Source organism: Pedobacter sp. UC225_61, assembly GCF_044452285.1.
In the GTDB taxonomy this organism is placed as follows: domain Bacteria; phylum Bacteroidota; class Bacteroidia; order Sphingobacteriales; family Sphingobacteriaceae; genus Pedobacter.
The window spans coordinates 3503896-3522047 of sequence record NZ_JBIOAL010000001.1; the positions used below are offsets into that span (position 1 = coordinate 3503896).

At 34.1% G+C, this 18152-nt stretch carries 19 protein-coding genes; 10 read left to right on the top strand and 9 right to left on the bottom strand.

Going from position 1 to position 18152, the window contains the following annotated elements:
- Positions 1–102: 102 nt before the first annotated feature.
- Together ACHMWN_RS15960 and ACHMWN_RS15965 are read left to right on the top strand one after the other, a co-directional pair.
- Positions 103–1386: a right-handed parallel beta-helix repeat-containing protein gene (locus tag ACHMWN_RS15960; RefSeq protein WP_397303110.1), complete on the top strand. Its 1284-nt coding sequence runs from the start codon at positions 103–105 to the stop codon at positions 1384–1386.
- 90 nt (positions 1387–1476) lie between these two features.
- A complete protein-coding gene (locus tag ACHMWN_RS15965; RefSeq protein ID WP_397303112.1) occupies positions 1477–2025 on the top strand; it encodes an REP-associated tyrosine transposase in 549 nt (182 codons plus the stop codon).
- A 102-nt stretch (positions 2026–2127) separates the two neighbouring features.
- Here the strand turns inward: ACHMWN_RS15965 and ACHMWN_RS15970 are convergent, their stop codons facing one another.
- Both ACHMWN_RS15970 and ACHMWN_RS15975 read right to left on the bottom strand, forming a co-directional pair.
- Positions 2128–2883, bottom strand: a complete 756-nt coding sequence (locus tag ACHMWN_RS15970) for a DUF1828 domain-containing protein (RefSeq protein WP_397303115.1) — start codon at positions 2881–2883, stop codon at positions 2128–2130.
- Positions 2883–3380 (bottom strand): hypothetical protein, encoded by a 498-nt coding sequence (locus ACHMWN_RS15975; RefSeq protein WP_397303117.1) that lies wholly within the window; start codon positions 3378–3380, stop codon positions 2883–2885. Before ACHMWN_RS15975 ends, ACHMWN_RS15970 begins: the two co-directional genes overlap by 1 nt.
- A 335-nt stretch (positions 3381–3715) precedes the next feature.
- Between ACHMWN_RS15975 and ACHMWN_RS15980 the strand changes: the two genes are divergently transcribed.
- The 5 genes from ACHMWN_RS15980 (at position 3716) to ACHMWN_RS16000 (ending at position 7585) form a co-directional block, all read left to right on the top strand.
- The gene (locus ACHMWN_RS15980; protein ID WP_397303118.1) at positions 3716–4417 is read left to right on the top strand and encodes a hypothetical protein; all 702 of its coding nucleotides are present in this window, start codon (positions 3716–3718) and stop codon (positions 4415–4417) included.
- Between the two features lie 134 nt (positions 4418–4551).
- Entirely contained in the window at positions 4552–5175 is a 624-nt protein-coding gene (locus tag ACHMWN_RS15985) for a DUF4145 domain-containing protein (RefSeq protein WP_397303121.1), read from the top strand.
- 194 nt (positions 5176–5369) lie between these two features.
- A complete protein-coding gene (locus tag ACHMWN_RS15990) occupies positions 5370–6065 on the top strand; it encodes a hypothetical protein (protein WP_397303123.1) in 696 nt (231 codons plus the stop codon).
- 194 nt (positions 6066–6259) lie between these two features.
- Entirely contained in the window at positions 6260–6808 is a 549-nt protein-coding gene (locus ACHMWN_RS15995; RefSeq protein WP_397303126.1) for a GNAT family N-acetyltransferase, read from the top strand.
- A 48-nt stretch (positions 6809–6856) separates the two neighbouring features.
- The gene (locus ACHMWN_RS16000; protein WP_397303129.1) at positions 6857–7585 is read left to right on the top strand and encodes an N-acetylmuramoyl-L-alanine amidase; all 729 of its coding nucleotides are present in this window, start codon (positions 6857–6859) and stop codon (positions 7583–7585) included.
- Positions 7586–7968: 383 nt separating this feature from the next.
- Here ACHMWN_RS16000 and ACHMWN_RS16005 read toward each other — a convergent pair whose 3' ends face one another.
- The 7 genes from ACHMWN_RS16005 to glmM all read right to left on the bottom strand — a co-directional run bounded on the left by ACHMWN_RS16005 (position 7969) and on the right by glmM (position 15840).
- Complete coding sequence (locus ACHMWN_RS16005) at positions 7969–8973, bottom strand: cytochrome d ubiquinol oxidase subunit II (protein ID WP_397303130.1); 1005 nt, start codon at positions 8971–8973, stop codon at positions 7969–7971.
- 2 nt (positions 8974–8975) lie between these two features.
- Entirely contained in the window at positions 8976–10304 is a 1329-nt protein-coding gene (locus ACHMWN_RS16010; protein ID WP_397303132.1) for a cytochrome ubiquinol oxidase subunit I, read from the bottom strand.
- A 188-nt stretch (positions 10305–10492) separates the two neighbouring features.
- Positions 10493–11392, bottom strand: a complete 900-nt coding sequence (locus tag ACHMWN_RS16015; protein WP_397303135.1) for an MBL fold metallo-hydrolase — start codon at positions 11390–11392, stop codon at positions 10493–10495.
- A 67-nt stretch (positions 11393–11459) separates the two neighbouring features.
- Positions 11460–11666 (bottom strand): hypothetical protein, encoded by a 207-nt coding sequence (locus ACHMWN_RS16020; RefSeq protein WP_397303138.1) that lies wholly within the window; start codon positions 11664–11666, stop codon positions 11460–11462.
- Between the two features lie 642 nt (positions 11667–12308).
- A complete protein-coding gene (locus tag ACHMWN_RS16025; protein ID WP_397303140.1) occupies positions 12309–13061 on the bottom strand; it encodes a hypothetical protein in 753 nt (250 codons plus the stop codon).
- A gap of 215 nt (positions 13062–13276) precedes the next feature.
- Positions 13277–14425 carry a cysteine desulfurase family protein gene (locus ACHMWN_RS16030; protein ID WP_397303142.1) on the bottom strand — a complete coding sequence of 383 codons (1149 nt, stop codon included), beginning with the start codon at positions 14423–14425 and terminating at the stop codon, positions 13277–13279.
- Between the two features lie 26 nt (positions 14426–14451).
- Positions 14452–15840: a phosphoglucosamine mutase gene (gene glmM / locus ACHMWN_RS16035; RefSeq protein ID WP_397303144.1), complete on the bottom strand. Its 1389-nt coding sequence runs from the start codon at positions 15838–15840 to the stop codon at positions 14452–14454.
- Between the two features lie 267 nt (positions 15841–16107).
- On the opposite strand from glmM, the gene ACHMWN_RS16040 reads away from it, so the two are divergent.
- Genes ACHMWN_RS16040 through ACHMWN_RS16050 form a run of 3 tightly spaced genes read left to right on the top strand, consistent with a single transcriptional unit; the run spans position 16108 to position 18124 of the window.
- Positions 16108–16839 (top strand): class I SAM-dependent methyltransferase, encoded by a 732-nt coding sequence (locus tag ACHMWN_RS16040; RefSeq protein WP_397303147.1) that lies wholly within the window; start codon positions 16108–16110, stop codon positions 16837–16839.
- Positions 16836–17399 (top strand): phosphatase PAP2 family protein, encoded by a 564-nt coding sequence (locus ACHMWN_RS16045; protein WP_397303150.1) that lies wholly within the window; start codon positions 16836–16838, stop codon positions 17397–17399. The genes ACHMWN_RS16040 and ACHMWN_RS16045 overlap by 4 nt, the downstream gene beginning before the upstream one ends.
- Entirely contained in the window at positions 17399–18124 is a 726-nt protein-coding gene (locus ACHMWN_RS16050; RefSeq protein ID WP_397303152.1) for a ZIP family metal transporter, read from the top strand. The genes ACHMWN_RS16045 and ACHMWN_RS16050 overlap by 1 nt, the downstream gene beginning before the upstream one ends.
- The last annotated feature ends 28 nt before the right edge of the window (positions 18125–18152 follow it).

Consider the following 18152-nt stretch of genomic DNA (forward strand, 5'->3'; position numbering starts at 1 on the left):
CCTGATAATTGTACTGCTAGAATTAAATAATTGGGATGAACAAATATATTTTCTCAATAACGTTCATTTTTATTCTATTTACATTAAAAAGAAATAATATAAATGGCTAATAATACTCATGGTGCTCTTCTTAAAAGAGGGATTGAAAGTACTGTAGCTCAAAATCTTGTTGAAGCTGGTTATACAATCGAAAGATTACAATACAAAACTTTAGAAGACTTAATTGCTCTTGGAATACCAGAAGTACAATCAAAAAAACTATTAGATGGACGCCCTCCAATTCCAGACGACACGTTTTCTCAAGTTTTACATGATTCCAAACATGTTTGCTGTATTTGTAGAGAAGCAAGTAGAGGAATTATTATTCACCATATCGAAGAATGGGCAATGAGTCGAAGTCATGATTATGATAATTTGGTTGTATTATGCTCACTACATCACGATGAAGCTCACACTAAAAGATATTTAACAATCGTTCTTAGTTCAGACAAGATCCGCTTCGCTAGAGAGAAATGGTATGCCCAAGTCAAGGCTCATGACACTGCGGTAATTACCGGCAATCTTATTCCCGAGTTAGAGAATCAGGAAATCAGTGAAGTTGAAGTGAGTGATGTGGAACAACTCATTAATTCACTTAAATCTAATACTATCATCCGATTAAAAGAAGGAAAATACAATCTTTCTGACATCGCAAAATACGACTCTAATCCAAACGTAAGATGGCGAACTGTTTTTAACGGTTACGAACCTCATATTGAAAACATAAAAAATCTGAAAATTGTTGGCGAGGGAATGGTTGAACTTTTAATTAACCCATCATATGCATGGGTTCTGAGGTTTAATAATAGTTTAAACATTGAAATAACTAATATAACCGCAGGACATACCACCCCCGGAAGTTGTACTGGTGGTGTATTTATATTTAATGAATGTCACCGCATAAAAATATCGAACTGTGACCTTTATGGATGTGGTACATATGGATTGACATTCAATAAAAGTTCTAACGCAACTATTAATAAAACGATTGTTCGAGAATGTACATACGGTATTGCCCAATTCTTTAATTCAAGTAAAATAATTTTTAGAGATTGTTCATTTTTAGACTGTAAAGAGTTTGATTTATTGACCATTCTTGAATATTGTGAAGATATTTCATTTTTGACATGCAATTTTCACAATAATTATATCTCCTGGGATGAACGATATTTTATAGAGACAGATAGGACCTGCAAGGATATTGTAATTGAATATTCAGAAATAAAGAACAACAAGGTTCTAAATTGGTCTAATGAACCTGAGATAATTTTAACAAGACATAATGATTATAGCAATAATAACTTTCAACACCCAGAAGACAGGTGGTATTTTGATGATGAAAATTAACGATGAAAGACAAATCCCCCCTCTAGCGTAAGCGTCCCGCTTGTGCTATAACATATCAATTTGTAATGCCTAAAAATCCTATATTTAATAATGAGTATAAAATATAAGATTAGGAACCAAGAGCGGTTATACTTTGTCAGTTTTGCTGTAGTTTATTGGTTGGATATATTTATTAGAAACGAGTATAAAGATATTTTAATAGATAACCTAAACTACTGTCAAAAGGAAAAAGGGTTAGAGATTTATGGCTGGTGTATCATGTCAAGCCATGTTCATTTAATTATTGGGACTAATGGAAACAAAACAGAAGATATCTTAAGGGATTTCAAAGGCTTTACTTCCAAATGTTTAAGAAAGTCGATTACTGAAAACCCGACTGAGAGCAGAAAGGAATGGCTATTATGGATGATGCAAAGGGCGGGAAGTAAAAACAGCAATAATAAAGACTTTCAATTTTGGCAACAAGATAACCATCCAATTGAACTATGGGATAATTATATGATGGAACAGAAGTTGGATTATATTCATGATAATCCAGTTTCATCAGGAATAGTTAATGAACCCATGCACTATCTATATAGCAGTGCAAGGGATTATGCAGGTATAAAAGGTCTATTGGACATTAAATTGATCAGTTAAATTATTTTATATATTTAGTCACAAGCGGGACGCTTGCGCCAGATTGGGGCACAAACCATGGCTCCCACCAGTTAACGAGAACACTGTATCTAATCGATCAAGCTACATTCTTTCTCTTTCTAAAAACACTTTTGCTGACGATTTAAAATCTTCTAAGCTAGTGAATTGTTTGTCACATGTATTTGTAAGTCGTGATCTGTCCTTTCTTGGTAGCTTTTCAAAATCTTCATTTACCACCCACCCTCTAAAGTTTAAATTAGCCTTTTGATATTCTAAGCAGCTAATCGTCGCAAGCCTAGCTTTGGAAGCATCTTTTACTCCAAAAAGATATACTGGATGTCCATTAGGGGAAAAAGAATAATCCGCTTCCAAATCATCTCTTTCAGGGATTGGTAAAACTTTACTTTTTGGATTAAATTCTTTAAGCTCTTTCCCTATAAATTCATCCAATATCTCATAAAACAAATTTTCAACTACTTCTTTTTTGAAATAACGCATACTACCGATTTTCGCATATGCTTGCGTAATATGCATTATATCGGTGAAAATTGTTTCCGAACTTGTATTTAAGCAAATATTACCATTTTCCTCATTTAACCCATTTTCAGAAATTATTCTTTGTAAAATAGACTCTTTATTTTCAGTATCAATATCGTAAGAATAAGACAGACGCTGCAGAGTTAATCCGTAATCGCATAAAGAATATGAACCATTTCCATTTGTATTTAAAAATAAATCGACCATATCACCGTCCTCATGATAAATAGGCAAATACAATTGGAATATTCCAGGTCTCTTTTGTTGAATTGAAACCCTGTCGTTAAAATCACTTTTAATGTGATTTAATATTTTTTCCATCATTGGTTACTTAAATTATCACCGAACAAGTCTCTTTGACCGCTTGGAGGTGGAAAGTATTTATGTTTGTCAGAAGAATTAATATTAATACGTTTTACATAGTATTGTATTGCTTCTTCTATAGTTAAGTATTCTTTAGTTATCTCAATCCTGTCCTCTGATTTCACACCGTTGTTTAATCTATCAGCAGTAGAAGTATGTATATGACAACTAGCGTGATGAGGAAAGTGTATTGTTCCGCCATGTGCGCCGTTACATCTTAAAAGTACAATAGTGCCTTTTTCTTCTCTCGGATTATAAACGAGACCTATTGAAAAATTTTCGCTAAATGTTAGATTTTGATTAATAAATCCACTAAAACTATATTTATCGTCTAAAGATTTTAGTGTGAATGACCTTTTCATAAATCCAGAACGTCCTTGCTTCATCTCCATTGGAGCATCGACAACAATTTTAGCGCATGTAATAAGCTCTTCTAAAAATTTTTCTGTGAACATTGTAATCAAAAATAATAAAATCAAGTCTGTATTCACATTTTATTTTCAACTATGCGAAATCAAACACATATAACTGCTCAACTGGGATATTGTTAATAAATTTTGTCAACTGGAATGTTAGATAAACGGATAAACTTGGATAAATTTCATCTAGTTCCTTATATTAGAATAAATTAATTCTCTGACAAATGCCAAATATTGAAAAATTAAGTATAAAATTATATCATTACTTTTTTTATCATTTTTATACTGCAGCTACTTTTCATGAAAATAAGTTTTCGCAACATTCTAAATTTAGATCAAAGAAATTTTTAAACTAACAGATCTAAATTATTATGCCTATAGTACGAAGAGCAGAAGATTTAGATACCGAGTATTTACTTAGTCAGGCTGGAAATAAATTTTTTGAAGACTATATTCCAAAAAAAATACCTTCCAAAATGTATGAATCTATAAAGATCTCAACAGATGAATTAACGATAAAACTTATAGACAAATACCAAAGAGACTTGATTTCAATTGTACATGGAAACTTTAAATTACATAATAAAATAAAGTATTTTGAAATTGCATGTACCTATTCGAAACTTGAGAGAAATGGTTATTTAACCTATTTATTTGAGATTTTAGTTTATGAATTTGGTTATAAAATTTTGTCCGACAGCCAGCATTCTAGTCCAGGCTCAAAGGAGTTTTGGCAAGCTCATCTAAGAAGAAATAAGTTTAGTATTTATCGTTTAAATTTAGAAACGAACTATAAAAGAAACGCTAGTAGATTTAAAGAAAGCGAAATATGGACTCAAAAAATAAGTAAACTAGTTAATCCATTTTTTGACAATTTGGACTATCTCACCGAAGATGACACCGAGGTTATTGAAGATGTCGAAAATTATGCTGACTTAGATGATGATTATGAAGAAGTTATCGAAATATTGGATGTGAATGATATTTCAGATGAAGATTTAAGTTTCGAAATGGAGAACGAAAATTCATCTCCTGAAGATATAAGATTAGTAGCACAAAAATATGTTGGTTAGAATTTTATAAATTCAGGTATATTAAGGCTGTTGAAACAACAATAGTTAATACTTAACCTGCTATTGTACAAAAATTTATTTAATTTACACATTAGTAAGACCAAAAACATTCGTCTCGCTTAAAGAAAATCACTATGAAATATATTAAGCCTATAGTCTTTGGGAACTCCTTTACATGCCCACATTGTGGAGTTTTATCAAAACAGGACTGGACATATGACAACTGGCACTTTAAAGGACAGCAATCGCCAAAATCTGCTGATTTAGTTACTGGACATTGTCAACATTGTAACGATCATACATTATGGGTTAAAGATAAAATGTTTTATCCTGACAATGGTGCAGTTCAATTTCCAAACCTCGATATGCCTGTATCTGTTAAAAAACTTTACTTGGAAGCTGCCAGTATATTAACTAAGTCACCCAGAGCATCAGGAGCACTGTTAAGACTTTCAATTCAGATGTTATGTAAAGAATTAGGAGAAACTGGTGATAATATTAATCTGGATATAAAAGAGCTTGTTAATAAAGGCTTACCAAAAATAGTTCAGCAATCATTGGATATTGTAAGAGTAACAGGTAACGAGTCGGTCCATCCAGGACAGATTGATACCGACGATGAGAATGTTGTGATCAGACTATTTGAACTAATAAACATTATTGTTGAATATATGATATCACTTCCATCTAAAGTAAATAGTTTGTACACTTCTTTACCAGAGGATAAGTTAATTGGGATTAATAATCGTGATAAATAATCGTACGCGTAGATTGATGAAACATTAGCCCAATGGCGCATGCCTATGGTGTGTGAAAATAATTAGTAAGATTTTAAAATTAAAGAACCTTGAGGTGTAATATAAATCCATAATAATGAAGGATTATACTTTGCAAGGCAGTGGGTTTTAACATCCCAATTCGGCAAACCACTGAACGTTAGCTGTAATATTATATGAACATATCACGAAAATTAGCAGAGGGGGTAGCAGGTTGGCTATTTTATGAATTTCATAGCAGACGCTATGAACTTTTTTCGGAAAAATATTTAACTGCCCCTATTGGCAATATTTTGCATGGACAGTTTGACAGAAAAGTAATTGCCGAATATAATCACCCAATTTTGACAGCCGCAAAAAAAACACCTGGACGACCTCCTCAACTAGACTTTGTTATTGTTGACAAAGGCCTCATTACTGTAGCGGTAGAATCCAAATGGATAGGGCAAACTTCTGTAAGTGTTGCAGATATTATTTGGGATATGATTAGACTAGAATTGATTTCAAACCAGACAGGAGCTAAATGTTATTTTATTTTGGGTGGACAGAAGAAAAAACTAAATTCTTTGTTTGAACATGCACGATTTCTTGAAAAAACTCCTGATGGAAGAACTAGACCGGTTTTAAGATTATTGAAAGGAGTAAAAAAGGCATCTCTTCGACTTGGTTCACCTATTGAATCAAGAGGTGAGATAATAAAGCCAAGAATGCAACAATATTCAAATGTTTATATGCCAAGTGTTGTAGGAAGTAATTATCCAGAATATTATCCCAAGGAATGCAGAAATGCGGACTTTCAGGTTTATGTATGGGAAATACTATCCCTCAAAAACAATAGGTTTAAACCCGTAAACAATAAACATTACAAATAATACTACTGCTAACACGGGTTTTTGCCTTAGTGGGCGAAGTAAGGATATTAACATTTGAGCAACTAATAAACGTAAGTGTACGCAGGCCCAACTCTAGTGCAAGCGTCTCACTTATACTACAACATATCAGTTTATGTTATCTAAAACTCATATTAACTGATACAATACTTCAAGATCTCCAAATAATATAACGAATGAAAACCAGAAGTTTTACCCCTTTCCCCATCTTAACCACAGAAAGGTTAACGCTTAGGCAATTAACCACCCATGATTGTCAAGCTATTTTTGCATTGCGTTCTGATGCAGCAATAAACAAATACCTTGGCAGACAACCCAGCAAGACGATTGATGAAGCACTACACTTTATTACTACTATGAATGAGCACATTCAGCAAAATAATTCTATGTATTCGGTAATTACGCTAACCCAAACAAAAGAGGTGGTGGGTACAGTTTGCCTATATAACTTTTCAACTGAAAACAATAGTTGCGAAGTTGGGTACGAACTGATGACGAAATTTCAAGGACAAGGCATCATGCAAGAAGCAGTAACGGCAGTGATCGACTTTGCATTTGAGCGCTTACAGGTTCATCACATAACTGCATTTACGCATAACGACAATAGCAATTCAACAAAATTATTGGAGAAATTAAACTTTATGCCATTCACAGCAACTGATGAAGAAAATCCTGATTTTACCACATTTACCTTGACAAATTCGCCCAACGCTATCTCATGCTAGAGGGGTATAAAAAGAAATCTTTATCTTAGTTCATCAAAACAGCCCATCATGAAAAAACTAATCGTACCCCTATTTTTACTTATTTTGCTTTCTAGCTTTACCATCCATCGTTTACATAAAGCTAAAGCGGTAATCATTTGGCAACCTTCCCATCAAACCGATACCGGTGTAGATTTTAGTGAAGCAGCAACCTGTAATGCCATCGTTGAAGCGGCAATGGCTACGAAACCTAAATTAAAAGAATACAAAGTGTGGAGTTTAGGTAAAGAAGGTTTGCACCATAACAATGTAGGGAGCAATACGGTTATTGAACATACATCGGCCATTATAGAGGGTAAAATTTCTGGCTATGCCTATGAGCTACAAGAAGCAAACAAGAAAAAACCAGATGTGTTTATTGCAGTCCACAACAACGGTGGCACAAAGCGTCATGCCATTTGGGGTTTTGTACATGAAGGCGATCCATACGAAGCCGAAAATAAAGAATTAGCCGCCAGATTAATTGCAGCGGTAAGTGCCGCTACAGATTTAGAAAATAGAGGGGTACAATTAGATAGCTCTACCGGAAGAAATGATTATGTGTGTACAACTACGGGCAAACGTGGTTTTTACAGCTTAGATGAAAACGTGAATACGGCAAGATACAGAGTACTGTTAGAAGTTGGCGACAATGGCGTGAGTAAGGCATTTTTAGAAAATCCCGCGAACCAGAAAAAAATTGGAGAAGCCATAAAAACGGAACTCAACAAATGGTTAATGGAGAAAAACTTAAACTAGTTAGCACGAAAAATTAGTGCTCGTCGCTTTGCTGTTAGCTTTTGTTGTGTTGTAAACGCACAAGAGAAAAAGATCGATTCGAATTACGATGAAGCTGCTGCCAAAAAAGAAACAGACAGCCTTTTTAAAGGGCATATTTAAGACGGTCGTCATTGCGAGGCACGAAGCAATCCTAAAGCATTGATAAAGAAACCCAGCGTTGTAAGATTGCTTCGTACCTCGCAATGACGAAGGAACTCAGCATCAAGTCTCGTCCTTTCGACTGGAGTGAAACGAAATGGAGAACCACGAAGTGCTCAGCAAAGCTAAATCTTTCTCAAGGTTAAAAAGATTTAGCCTTGCTCGAAAAAACGAATGAAAAAAAATCTGATCATTAAAACCAATTACTCTTCTTTCTGCTGAAACTTATAAAACAAATAACCTAAAAAGGGTAAAATAAGCAAACTCCCCAATAACAATCCCAAACCCAAACTATCAATCGTTTTTACAGGAGCCATACTCTCAAAAAGAGAAATTTTATCTCCATTTTTTAGTCGAATGAAATTCGGGAAATGAGCGTAACTGATCGCCAATAAAATCATCGTGACCTGAAAACCTGCTAAAATGCGTAGTACTTTTGTCTTTCCTTTTAGCAACAAATACCACAACACTACTAGCGATAGGCTTGCTAAACACACAGCTGTTAACCCGATGTTATTTTGAAATACCCAATCTATTAAAGGCACATTATCTAATTTAGCTGCCATAAAAACAAATGCACCACACACTACCGCAGCTATATTCATAAACTCCGCCTTTTTGATGAATCGTTTTTTATCTTCATCAGCTTTGCTCTCTCCTATTAAATAAATTGACGCTAAAAAACCACACAAAGCAACAGTAAATAAACCTACTGCTATCGAAAACCAATTTAACCAGCTAAATACATAGGCATCTACAAAAGTGGTGGCTTCGGTATCTATCTGACCAGACAGTACACTACCGGCTATAATACCAAGAAATAAAGGGGTAATGAAACTAGAATACTTAAAAATTCGATTATAGAGCCATTGCATGTCATCTTTAACGGCATCGTAATGCCTAAATACAAAAGCAGTGCCTCTGGCAATAATGCCAATTAACATAATCACCAATGGGATATGTAAATAAACCGACATGGTGCTGTATATTTTTGGAAAGGCCACAAATAAAATCACAACGGTAATAATGAGCCACATGTGGTTGGCTTCCCACACTGGACCAATGGCATGATACATCGTTTTACGCGTTTTACTTCTGTTTTTAGATGACGTAAATAACTCGATAATCCCAGCACCAAAATCGGCCCCGCCTAATAAAAAGTAGAGCAAAATAGCTAGGCACAAAAAAGAGATGACTACATATTCCATAGCTATTTAGGATTTGATGTTTTTGATGTACTATATAATACAGGCACCATTTTAATCTGTCGGTACAATAGAAAGATAACGATTACACTTAACGACGCATAAATTGCCGAGAACAAATAAAACGACCAAGCAATGCCAGGCATTGGCGTTACGGCATCTTTAGTGCGCATAATGCCATAAATAATCCATGGTTGACGACCAACTTCTGTCACTACCCAGCCTGCTTCTAAAGCAATGTAACCTAAAGGGATGGCACAAACAAATAGCCATAAGACCCATCTCCGTTCTAGTAGCGATTTTTTACGCAACAGCAGGATAAAATAAGTTAGTGCTATGAGCACCAATACACTGCCAATGCCTACCATGATCTGAAAAGCATAGTGTGTAATGGCTACAGGCGGATGTTCATGTGCTGGAATTTTATCTAACCCTTTTACTTCAGCCTTAAAGTCGCCATGCGCTAAAAAACTTAATGCACCAGGAATTTCTAGTGCATAATTTACTTCTTTATTCTTTTCATCTACAAGACCACCAATTAAAAGCGGAGCAGGTTTTTGTGTTTGATATAAAGCTTCCATAGCCGCTAATTTTGCAGGTTGTCTTTTCGCTACATCTTTCGCAGAAATGTCTCCACTGATCGGTTGTAACACAGCACAAATGGTGGCAAAGGTAGCCGCAATTTTAAACGCTTTATAATGGAAATCTTTGTTTTGCTGTTTTAAAATCATGAGTGCATGTACACCTGCTACGGCAAAACCAGTGGCTGTAAAAGCGGCTAAACACATGTGCAAGGCTTGTGTAAACCAGGCTTTATTAAACATGGCTGCAATGGGATCTATGTTTATATATTTTCCATCCACAACATCAAACCCTGCAGGGCTATTCATCCACGCGTTAGCTGCAACCACTAAAATACCTGAAGCTAGTCCACTTACCCCTACAACTACTCCGGTAAACCAATGAAACCATTTATTCAATTTATTCCACCCGTACAGGAAAAACCCTAATGCAATCGCTTCTATAAAGAAAGCGGTTCCTTCTAAAGAAAAGGGCATCCCGAAAATTGGTCCAGCATGTTCCATAAACTTTGGCCAAAGCAAACCCAATTCAAATGAAAGCATCGTACCAGATACAGCACCTGTCGCAAAAAAGATCGCTACACCTTTGCTCCACGCCTTCGTAATGTGCTGATAGACTTCATTATTGGTTTTTAACCATTTGTAGTGGGATACTGCCATGAAAAACGGCATCACCATACCGATACATGCATAAATAATATGGAAGCCCAATGAAAGGGCCATTTGCGAACGAGCTGCTAAAAAATCATCCATAGAAATTGGATTAGAGTTTAGCAAAGATAAGGGATAAACGTTTAGCAATAAGCGAATTATTGGCGCTTCAAAAAAGAATTTGAAATATAGAACGTTTATAAATTGTATTTTTTATTAAAAAGATAGCCACAGATTCGCAGATTATAATAAACAAATCTGTTAATCTGTGGCTAAAAATATCGGCTAAGCTACCCTACTGTTAATTCTTGATAGGCTGCCGTTAAACTACGCACAATTCCATCGCCTTGCCATTCTGGTGCACCTGGTATAGCTGTTGCTTTTAAAATTTCTTCCTTTGTTTTTCCAGCTTTCATTTCTGCTTTTACAAAAGTTAAAAGGCTTTCAAGGTAATTTTGATACGCTTTAATGTCTGATTTATTGATGACCACTTTTTCAGGGTCTAAAGCATGTCCGCAAATAAAAAGCGTATCGTTATCAAATTGTTTTTGAATTTTATCTAATGCAGTGATCCAATTTCCAATATGCGCACCATTATCTTTATCTATATAAGGATAACGACGATTGAAAACTAAATCGCCTACATGTGCAATATTCGCATTCTCGAAGTGATACACCACATCGCCATTGGTATGACCCGAGCCATAATAATAGCCACTTATTTTCTCTTTGCCTACTGGAGCTTTCCAACCCTTGCCAAACGTGATATCTGGAAAAAGTTGTTTGTCTTCGTTTTTAGCTTTTTCTGCAGCTAACTTTTGATTGATTAATGAATTTTGATGTGCTACAACGTGCTCGGTCAATCCTTTAAAGGAAATGTTTCCAGCCGTATGATCGCCATGATGGTGTGTATTTAATAAATACTTGAACGGTTTTTCGTCAAGTTTTTTTAATTCATCTATGACATGAGGTGCAGAAGCAGGGAATTGAGAATCAACAACTACAAAACCACTAGAACCATTTAGCCATCCAATTGTTCCGCCTTGCTCCATAAAAATACCTACATCATTGCGTAAGGCTTTAAACTGGTAGGCTCTTGCTAAATTCGTATTGGCAAAAACATCTGACTTATAAAAAGCTAGCATTGCTGCTGCCAATGCTGAATGCTGAATAAATTGTCTTCTATGCATATGAGGAAAATTAAAAAACCACGAAAAAATTTCCGTGGTTTAAATTTAATAAAATAAAGGTTAATTATTATACCCCTGTACCTGGAATTGTACCTGGTTCATGACCATCGCCAAAGGCGTTATGCGTACGACCATGTTTTTTTTCAAATTTACTAGTCATGTTTGAAGAAGAGTTTTTCTCCATATTTTCTTCGTTTCTTGGTGTTTCTTTTTCAGTATCTGTTACAGTCGCATCTTTTTTAATGGTACTGTCTTTTTCATTATAATTTTCCATGATATTTAGTTTTGATGTAGTTAAATAACAATGGTGAGAAATTATTGTTTGCTTGATTTGGGAATCAGCTGGTGTTAAACAAAAAATCCCATCAGCATTATTCTGATGGGATTTATAAAATTCTATTTCAATTTAATTAAGACTCTGGCGTTGTCTCTTTCCTTTTAACAAAAAAATAATACAATAGCAGGTGGAGAATAAAGCTACCAAAGCTAATCATTAGCAAAACTTTATTGTCATTTTTAAAAAACTCCCAAAATCCCCATGCTATGCCGATATTTATAACAATAAGTGCTATGTTTATTTTATATTTCAAATAATTGATCATAATTATATGTTTAATAAGTTAATTTAATCGCCAAGTTATTGTAATCAATATAATCCTATCACGATAACCCTGATACGATATAAAATACTACTTTAGTTAAGGCTTTGACTTAGTCTCTTTCTTTTTAACAAAAATATAATACAGTAGAAGATGAAAAATAAAGCTGGCAACGCAAAGCTTAAGTAGATATGTGTTACCATTCTTAAAAAATTCATAAAAACCCCAAACCACGCCAATATTTATAGCAATAAGTGCAGCGAAAATTTTAAATTTCAAATAAGTAATCATAATTATATGTATTTAGTTGATAATAGTTAAGGCAAGCAAGCAACTGCTGCAATTCCTAAACAGGCCTCCCAGTAAGCAGTACAAGCAATAGTACATGCTAAACTTCCTCCACAATGTTGAAGAATTACACATTCTAAACATTCATAATAGGATTTATCTTTGAAACAACTAGGAGCTGCTAAATAGCCAACTTCTGTTTTAAAACTAGGATTTTGTAATAATAGATTATTAGATTTTGGGGCAGAAAAATTAATTACTCTCATATCTTTGTTCAAATTAAGTTCCATTAACGATTTGTCATCAGCAGTAAGAATTGAAAATTTTATAGCGCCTTCCGGTAAATTTTCTATGAAAACCTTCGTCCAGAAATATTTATTATTCAAATTATAAACATTTAAAAAACCACTTTTCTCTTTAGCAGTAAATGGTATAGAAAGTAAAATTATTCTTGTACTCTCAATAGTAGTCTTTTTAATATTTATTGAATCTATTTTGTAATCATTTTTTTTTATGAAAGCAATCCAACCCTTATCATTTCTAAGTTCTGTAAAAATGTCATTCTCATAACTAATTTGAACTGTTTTTTTAACTCGCTCTTGTAGATTAATAACGTTTGGATCTTTTTCACCATTTACGGTGTTACTGACCTTTGGCTTTTCATACAAAAGCTTTTCATAGTTCTTGTTTGTGGGATCATCTTTAGCTTCCTTTTTTGCACAAGAATAAATCGTTCCGCTTATAAGCAAACATAAGATCACATAGATAGATAGTTTTTTCATAGTTGTATTTGTTTTAAATTTAAACAAACCTAACTAAACATATTTGTTTACTAACGTAACATTTTTGATGTATTTTATTAATTAAATTGTTTAACTGAAAATAAATTAGTATAAACTTTCAATTAATTTAATTTAGTTAAAAGAAAATTATAAGCATTAAAAAAGCCCTAGCAAATACTAGGGCTTTTATGTTAGTGTAAATTAATTAAATACAATTATGCTAAAGCATTTTGTTTTACCACCATTTTAACTTTTTCTAATACATAATCCAAATCTTCTTTAGTAGTGTATTTACTAAATGAAAAACGTACTGAAGGGCGATTAGGATCAGCTTTTATCCCATTTAAAACATGCGAACCAATGTTAGAGCCTGATGAGCAGGCACTACCACCTGAGGCACAAATACCATTAATATCTAAATTAAATAACAACATATCTGCCATGTCCATTTCTGGAAATGATACATTTAATACCGTATACAGGCTTTTATCTGCTTCGGTTTCACCGTTAAAGGCTATACCAGGAATTTCTGCTATTAATTGCTCTTTTAAATAATCTTTTAATGATTGGATATACGCTTGATGCTCGTCCATTTCTTTATACGCAATTTCTAATGCTTTCGCTAAACCTACAATTCCATATACATTTTCTGTACCACCACGCATATTGCGCTCTTGTGCACCACCATAAATCATTGGCGGAATTTTAATATTGCTGTTTACATATAAAAAGCCAACCCCTTTTGGTCCATGCAATTTATGTGCTGCACAAACGATAAAATGAGCTTTCAGGTTACGTACATCATGTGGATAATGCCCCATGGTTTGAACAGTATCTGCGTGGTAAATTGCATTGTATTTTTCACAGATATCACCTACTTTTTCCATATCCGTTAGCGTACCTAACTCATTGTTGGCATGCATTAACGATACAAAAGAACGTGAATTATGCTGAAGTAATTCTTCTAAATGGTTATAGTCTATTTGTCCTTTTTCGTTGATATTTACAAAGCTTAATTTATCTATTACTCCATCTTTCAGCAACATATTTAGGGTATGTTCTACCGCATGATGTTCTATTTTAGAAGTAATTGCATGTTTAATCCCATACGCAGAAATGCCACAACGAATTGCTGTATTATCTGCTTCTGTACCACCTGAAGTAAAAAATATTTCTGATGGTGAAGCATTTAACAAACCCGCCACTGTTTTTCTCGCTTTCTCTACCAATGTTCTTACTTCGCGACCAAGCGCATGTATAGCAGATGGATTTCCGTAGAAATTCTCCATTACATTAGTCATTTCAGCAATAACTTCTTTATCTAATGGTGTGGTTGCGGCATTATCTAAATAAACTCTTTTCATTTTAGTATGATTATCCTAATGTGATATTAGTTGAGTTGTAATATTTCTTTAATATCTGATATAATTTTGTTCGCCAAGTTTTCAGCTACCGTTTCATTTTCAGCTTCGCTATAAATACGGATAATTGGTTCTGTATTAGAACGGCGTAAATGCACCCATTCGTTCGCAAAATCAATTTTCAAACCATCTATTGTACTTGTCTTTTCGTTTTTATATTTCTCTTGTACTTTAATTAATAACGCATCTATATCCATTTCTGGCGTAAGCGTTATTTTATTTTTAGAAATATGATATTGTGGATAGCTACGTTTCAAGATCGAAATAGATGTTCCTGCTTTTGCTAAGTGCGATAAAAATAAAGCAATACCAACTAAGGCATCGCGGCCATAGTGTAATGCTGGATAGATAATTCCACCATTACCTTCACCACCAATAATTGCGTTTGTAGCTTTCATTTGGTTCACCACATTTACTTCCCCTACTGCCGATGCATTGTAAACACCACCAGCTTTTTCGGTGACATCTCTTAAAGCACGCGTTGATGATAAATTAGAAACCGTATTGCCTGGTGTGTTTTTAAGGATATAATCTGCAACAGCAACAAGCGTGTATTCTTCGCCAAACATAGTTCCATCCTCATTTACAAAACAAAGGCGATCTACATCTGGATCTACTACAATACCTAAATCAGCTCTTTTTTCTTGTACAACTTTAGCAATTTCAGTTAAGTTTTCTGGTAAAGGTTCGGGATTGTGAGGAAACTCTCCATTTGGTTCGCAATACAATTCATAAACGGTTTGTACACCTAATGCTTTAAGCAAAGCAGGAATAAAAATACCACCGCTTGAGTTTACACAGTCAATTGCGATTTTGAAATTCGCTTTTTTAATGGCCTCAACGTCTACCAAAGGTAGCGCCAGAATTACATCAATATGCTTTTGTAAGTAGGTATCATTTGAAGTTACCTTACCTAGCTCGTTTACATCAGCAAAGGCAAAATCAGCATTTTCTGCAATTTCTAAAACTTCTTTTCCATCAGCATCGCTAATAAACTCTCCGTTCTCATTTAATAATTTTAAGGCATTCCATTGCTTTGGATTATGGCTAGCGGTTAGGATAATTCCACCACCAGCTTTTTCTAAAGGAACTGCAATTTCTACAGTTGGCGTAGTAGATAAACCTAAGTCTATTACCTCAATGCCTAAACCTTGTAGGGTGCCAATTACTAAATTGTTAACCATTTCTCCCGAAATACGGGCATCACGGCCAAGTACAATTTTATTATTTTGAGTTTTGTTAATTACCCATGAACCATAGGCTGCAGTAAATTTAACAATGTCGATTGGGGTTAAACCATCGCCAGCTTTTCCGCCAATGGTCCCTCTAATTCCGGAAATAGATTTTATTAAAGTCAAGTTTTGTAGATTTTTTCAAAAATAATAAAAATTTAAGGAATGACTTCTATTTTAACACACATGAAGGTAATAAAATGAATGTATTAAAGTAGTAAGCGGTAGATGCGCATATTTAACTAAAAACATTAAATCTCTATGTATTATCGACATAATGTATAAAATACAAATCTCCGCCCCTGCGGCTCATGCTAAAAAAATTTTAAATCCATATCTGTTGCCCACAATGTATATATTTGTTCTTTACAAAACGTCAAACTCATCAGTGGAATGCAGCGAAAATGGTTTCAATATTGGTTTAATTCTCCCTACTATCATATTCTTTACAGTCAGCGGAACGACGAAGAAGCAGAGTTTTTAATTGATAATTTGTCTGCCTATCTTAAGCCAAAAAGTAACAGTAGAATACTAGATATTGCTTGCGGAAGAGGTCGTCATTCTATTTATTTAAACAAAAAGGGGTATGATGTTACCGGAATAGACCTCTCAGAACAGAGCATTAAATATGCCCAGCAGTTTGAACAGAAAAACCTGCATTTTTATGTGCATGACATGCGCAAATTGGCTTACATTAATTATTTTGACTTTGAGCTAAACCTCTTTACCAGCTTTGGTTATTTCGATACTGAAAAAGATCATATTAATGCCTTAAAATCATTTAGAAAAGGATTAAAAGCAGATGGAACATTGGTTATTGATTATTTTAATACGCAGAAAATAATTAAGAATTTAACCAATCAGGAAACTAAAACAGTGGATGGTATTGAGTTTCACCTTCATAAGTTTGTTAGTGAAGGGAAAATCATTAAACATATTAATTTTGAACACAGATTAAAGGCATATGCTTTTGAGGAACGTGTACAGGCATTTTTTTTAGCAGATTTTGAGCGTATGTTTAGCAAAAGCGGCTTAACCATTACTGCAATTTTCGGTAATTATGCACTTGATCCATTCGATGAAATAAAATCTGATCGTTTAATTCTTGTGTGTAAAAAAGCATGATAGCAGAGTTACAACAATTTGATACCGAGTTATTTTTAAAAATTCATCGTGGTCTAAGCAATGAGTTTTTCGATTGGTTAATGCCATTAATGAGAAACCGTTTCTTTTGGTCGCCATTGTATCTTTTTATCGTTGTATTTTGTATCAGACAGTTTAAAAAACAAGGTTATTACATCATCTGCATGCTTTTGGTAACTTTTGCTATGGGCGATTTAATTGCATCAAGAATAATAAAGCCAAATGTTGCACGAATAAGGCCTTGTAATGAAGTTAGTTTAACTAACGAAATCATACATCGTGTACCTTGTGGAAGCGGCTATAGTTTTCCATCCTCCCATGCTACTAACCATTTTGGAATTGCAGTATTTTTAATCTGTCTTTTTTACACAAGATGGAGGCCTATTTTACCATTAGGATTAGCTTGGGCATTCATTATCAGCTTTGCGCAAATATATGTTGGTGTACATTACCCTATTGATACGTTTGCAGGTGCTATATTAGGAACTTGCATTGGTCTATTTACCTATTATCTTTATAAAAAATTACAACCTACAGCTTAATGGAAATCTGGAAATTTCTCGTTTTATTCTTTTGTGCTTTTTTAGGGGGCTTAGCTATCTTTTTAGTAAAGAATGACAAATCTCAATTGTTAAAACTCATTCTTTCTTTTAGCGGGGCGTATTTATTTGCGATAACTGTTTTACATTTAATACCTGATGCTTATAGTGGAACTGATAAAAGTGAGATCGGTATCTTCATTTTAATTGGATTTCTGTTACAAATATTTCTAGAACAATTTTCTGAAGGTGTAGAACATGGCCATATCCATAAACACCATGATGGGCATGTTTTCCCATGGGGTATTATGATCAGTTTATGTTTACATGCATTTTTAGAAGGAATGCCTCTAGCTAAAGATCAAAACAATGAATTGATTTTCGGCATCTCTTTGCATCACATTCCTGCTGCATTTGCATTAGCTAGTATTTTAGTACAAAATCATTTTAAGCCTAACAAAGTTGTGCTTTACATTTTACTTTTCGCTTTCATGGCACCAGCTGGATATTATTTCAGCCTAAGTTTAAGCAATGGAAGTATCAGCGGTATGGAGCCTTATTTTAACAAAATGATGGGCATTGTCATCGGAATATTTTTACATATTTCCACTACAATCCTTTTCGAATCAAGTGCTGATCATAAAATTAACAAGCGCAAAATGTTGGCCGTTTTATTAGGTATTGGAATTGCGTTAATTGGTTTTTATAGCGCAGGACATAGTCATTAAATTTTTGATTGTTTTTTTTAGGTTATTG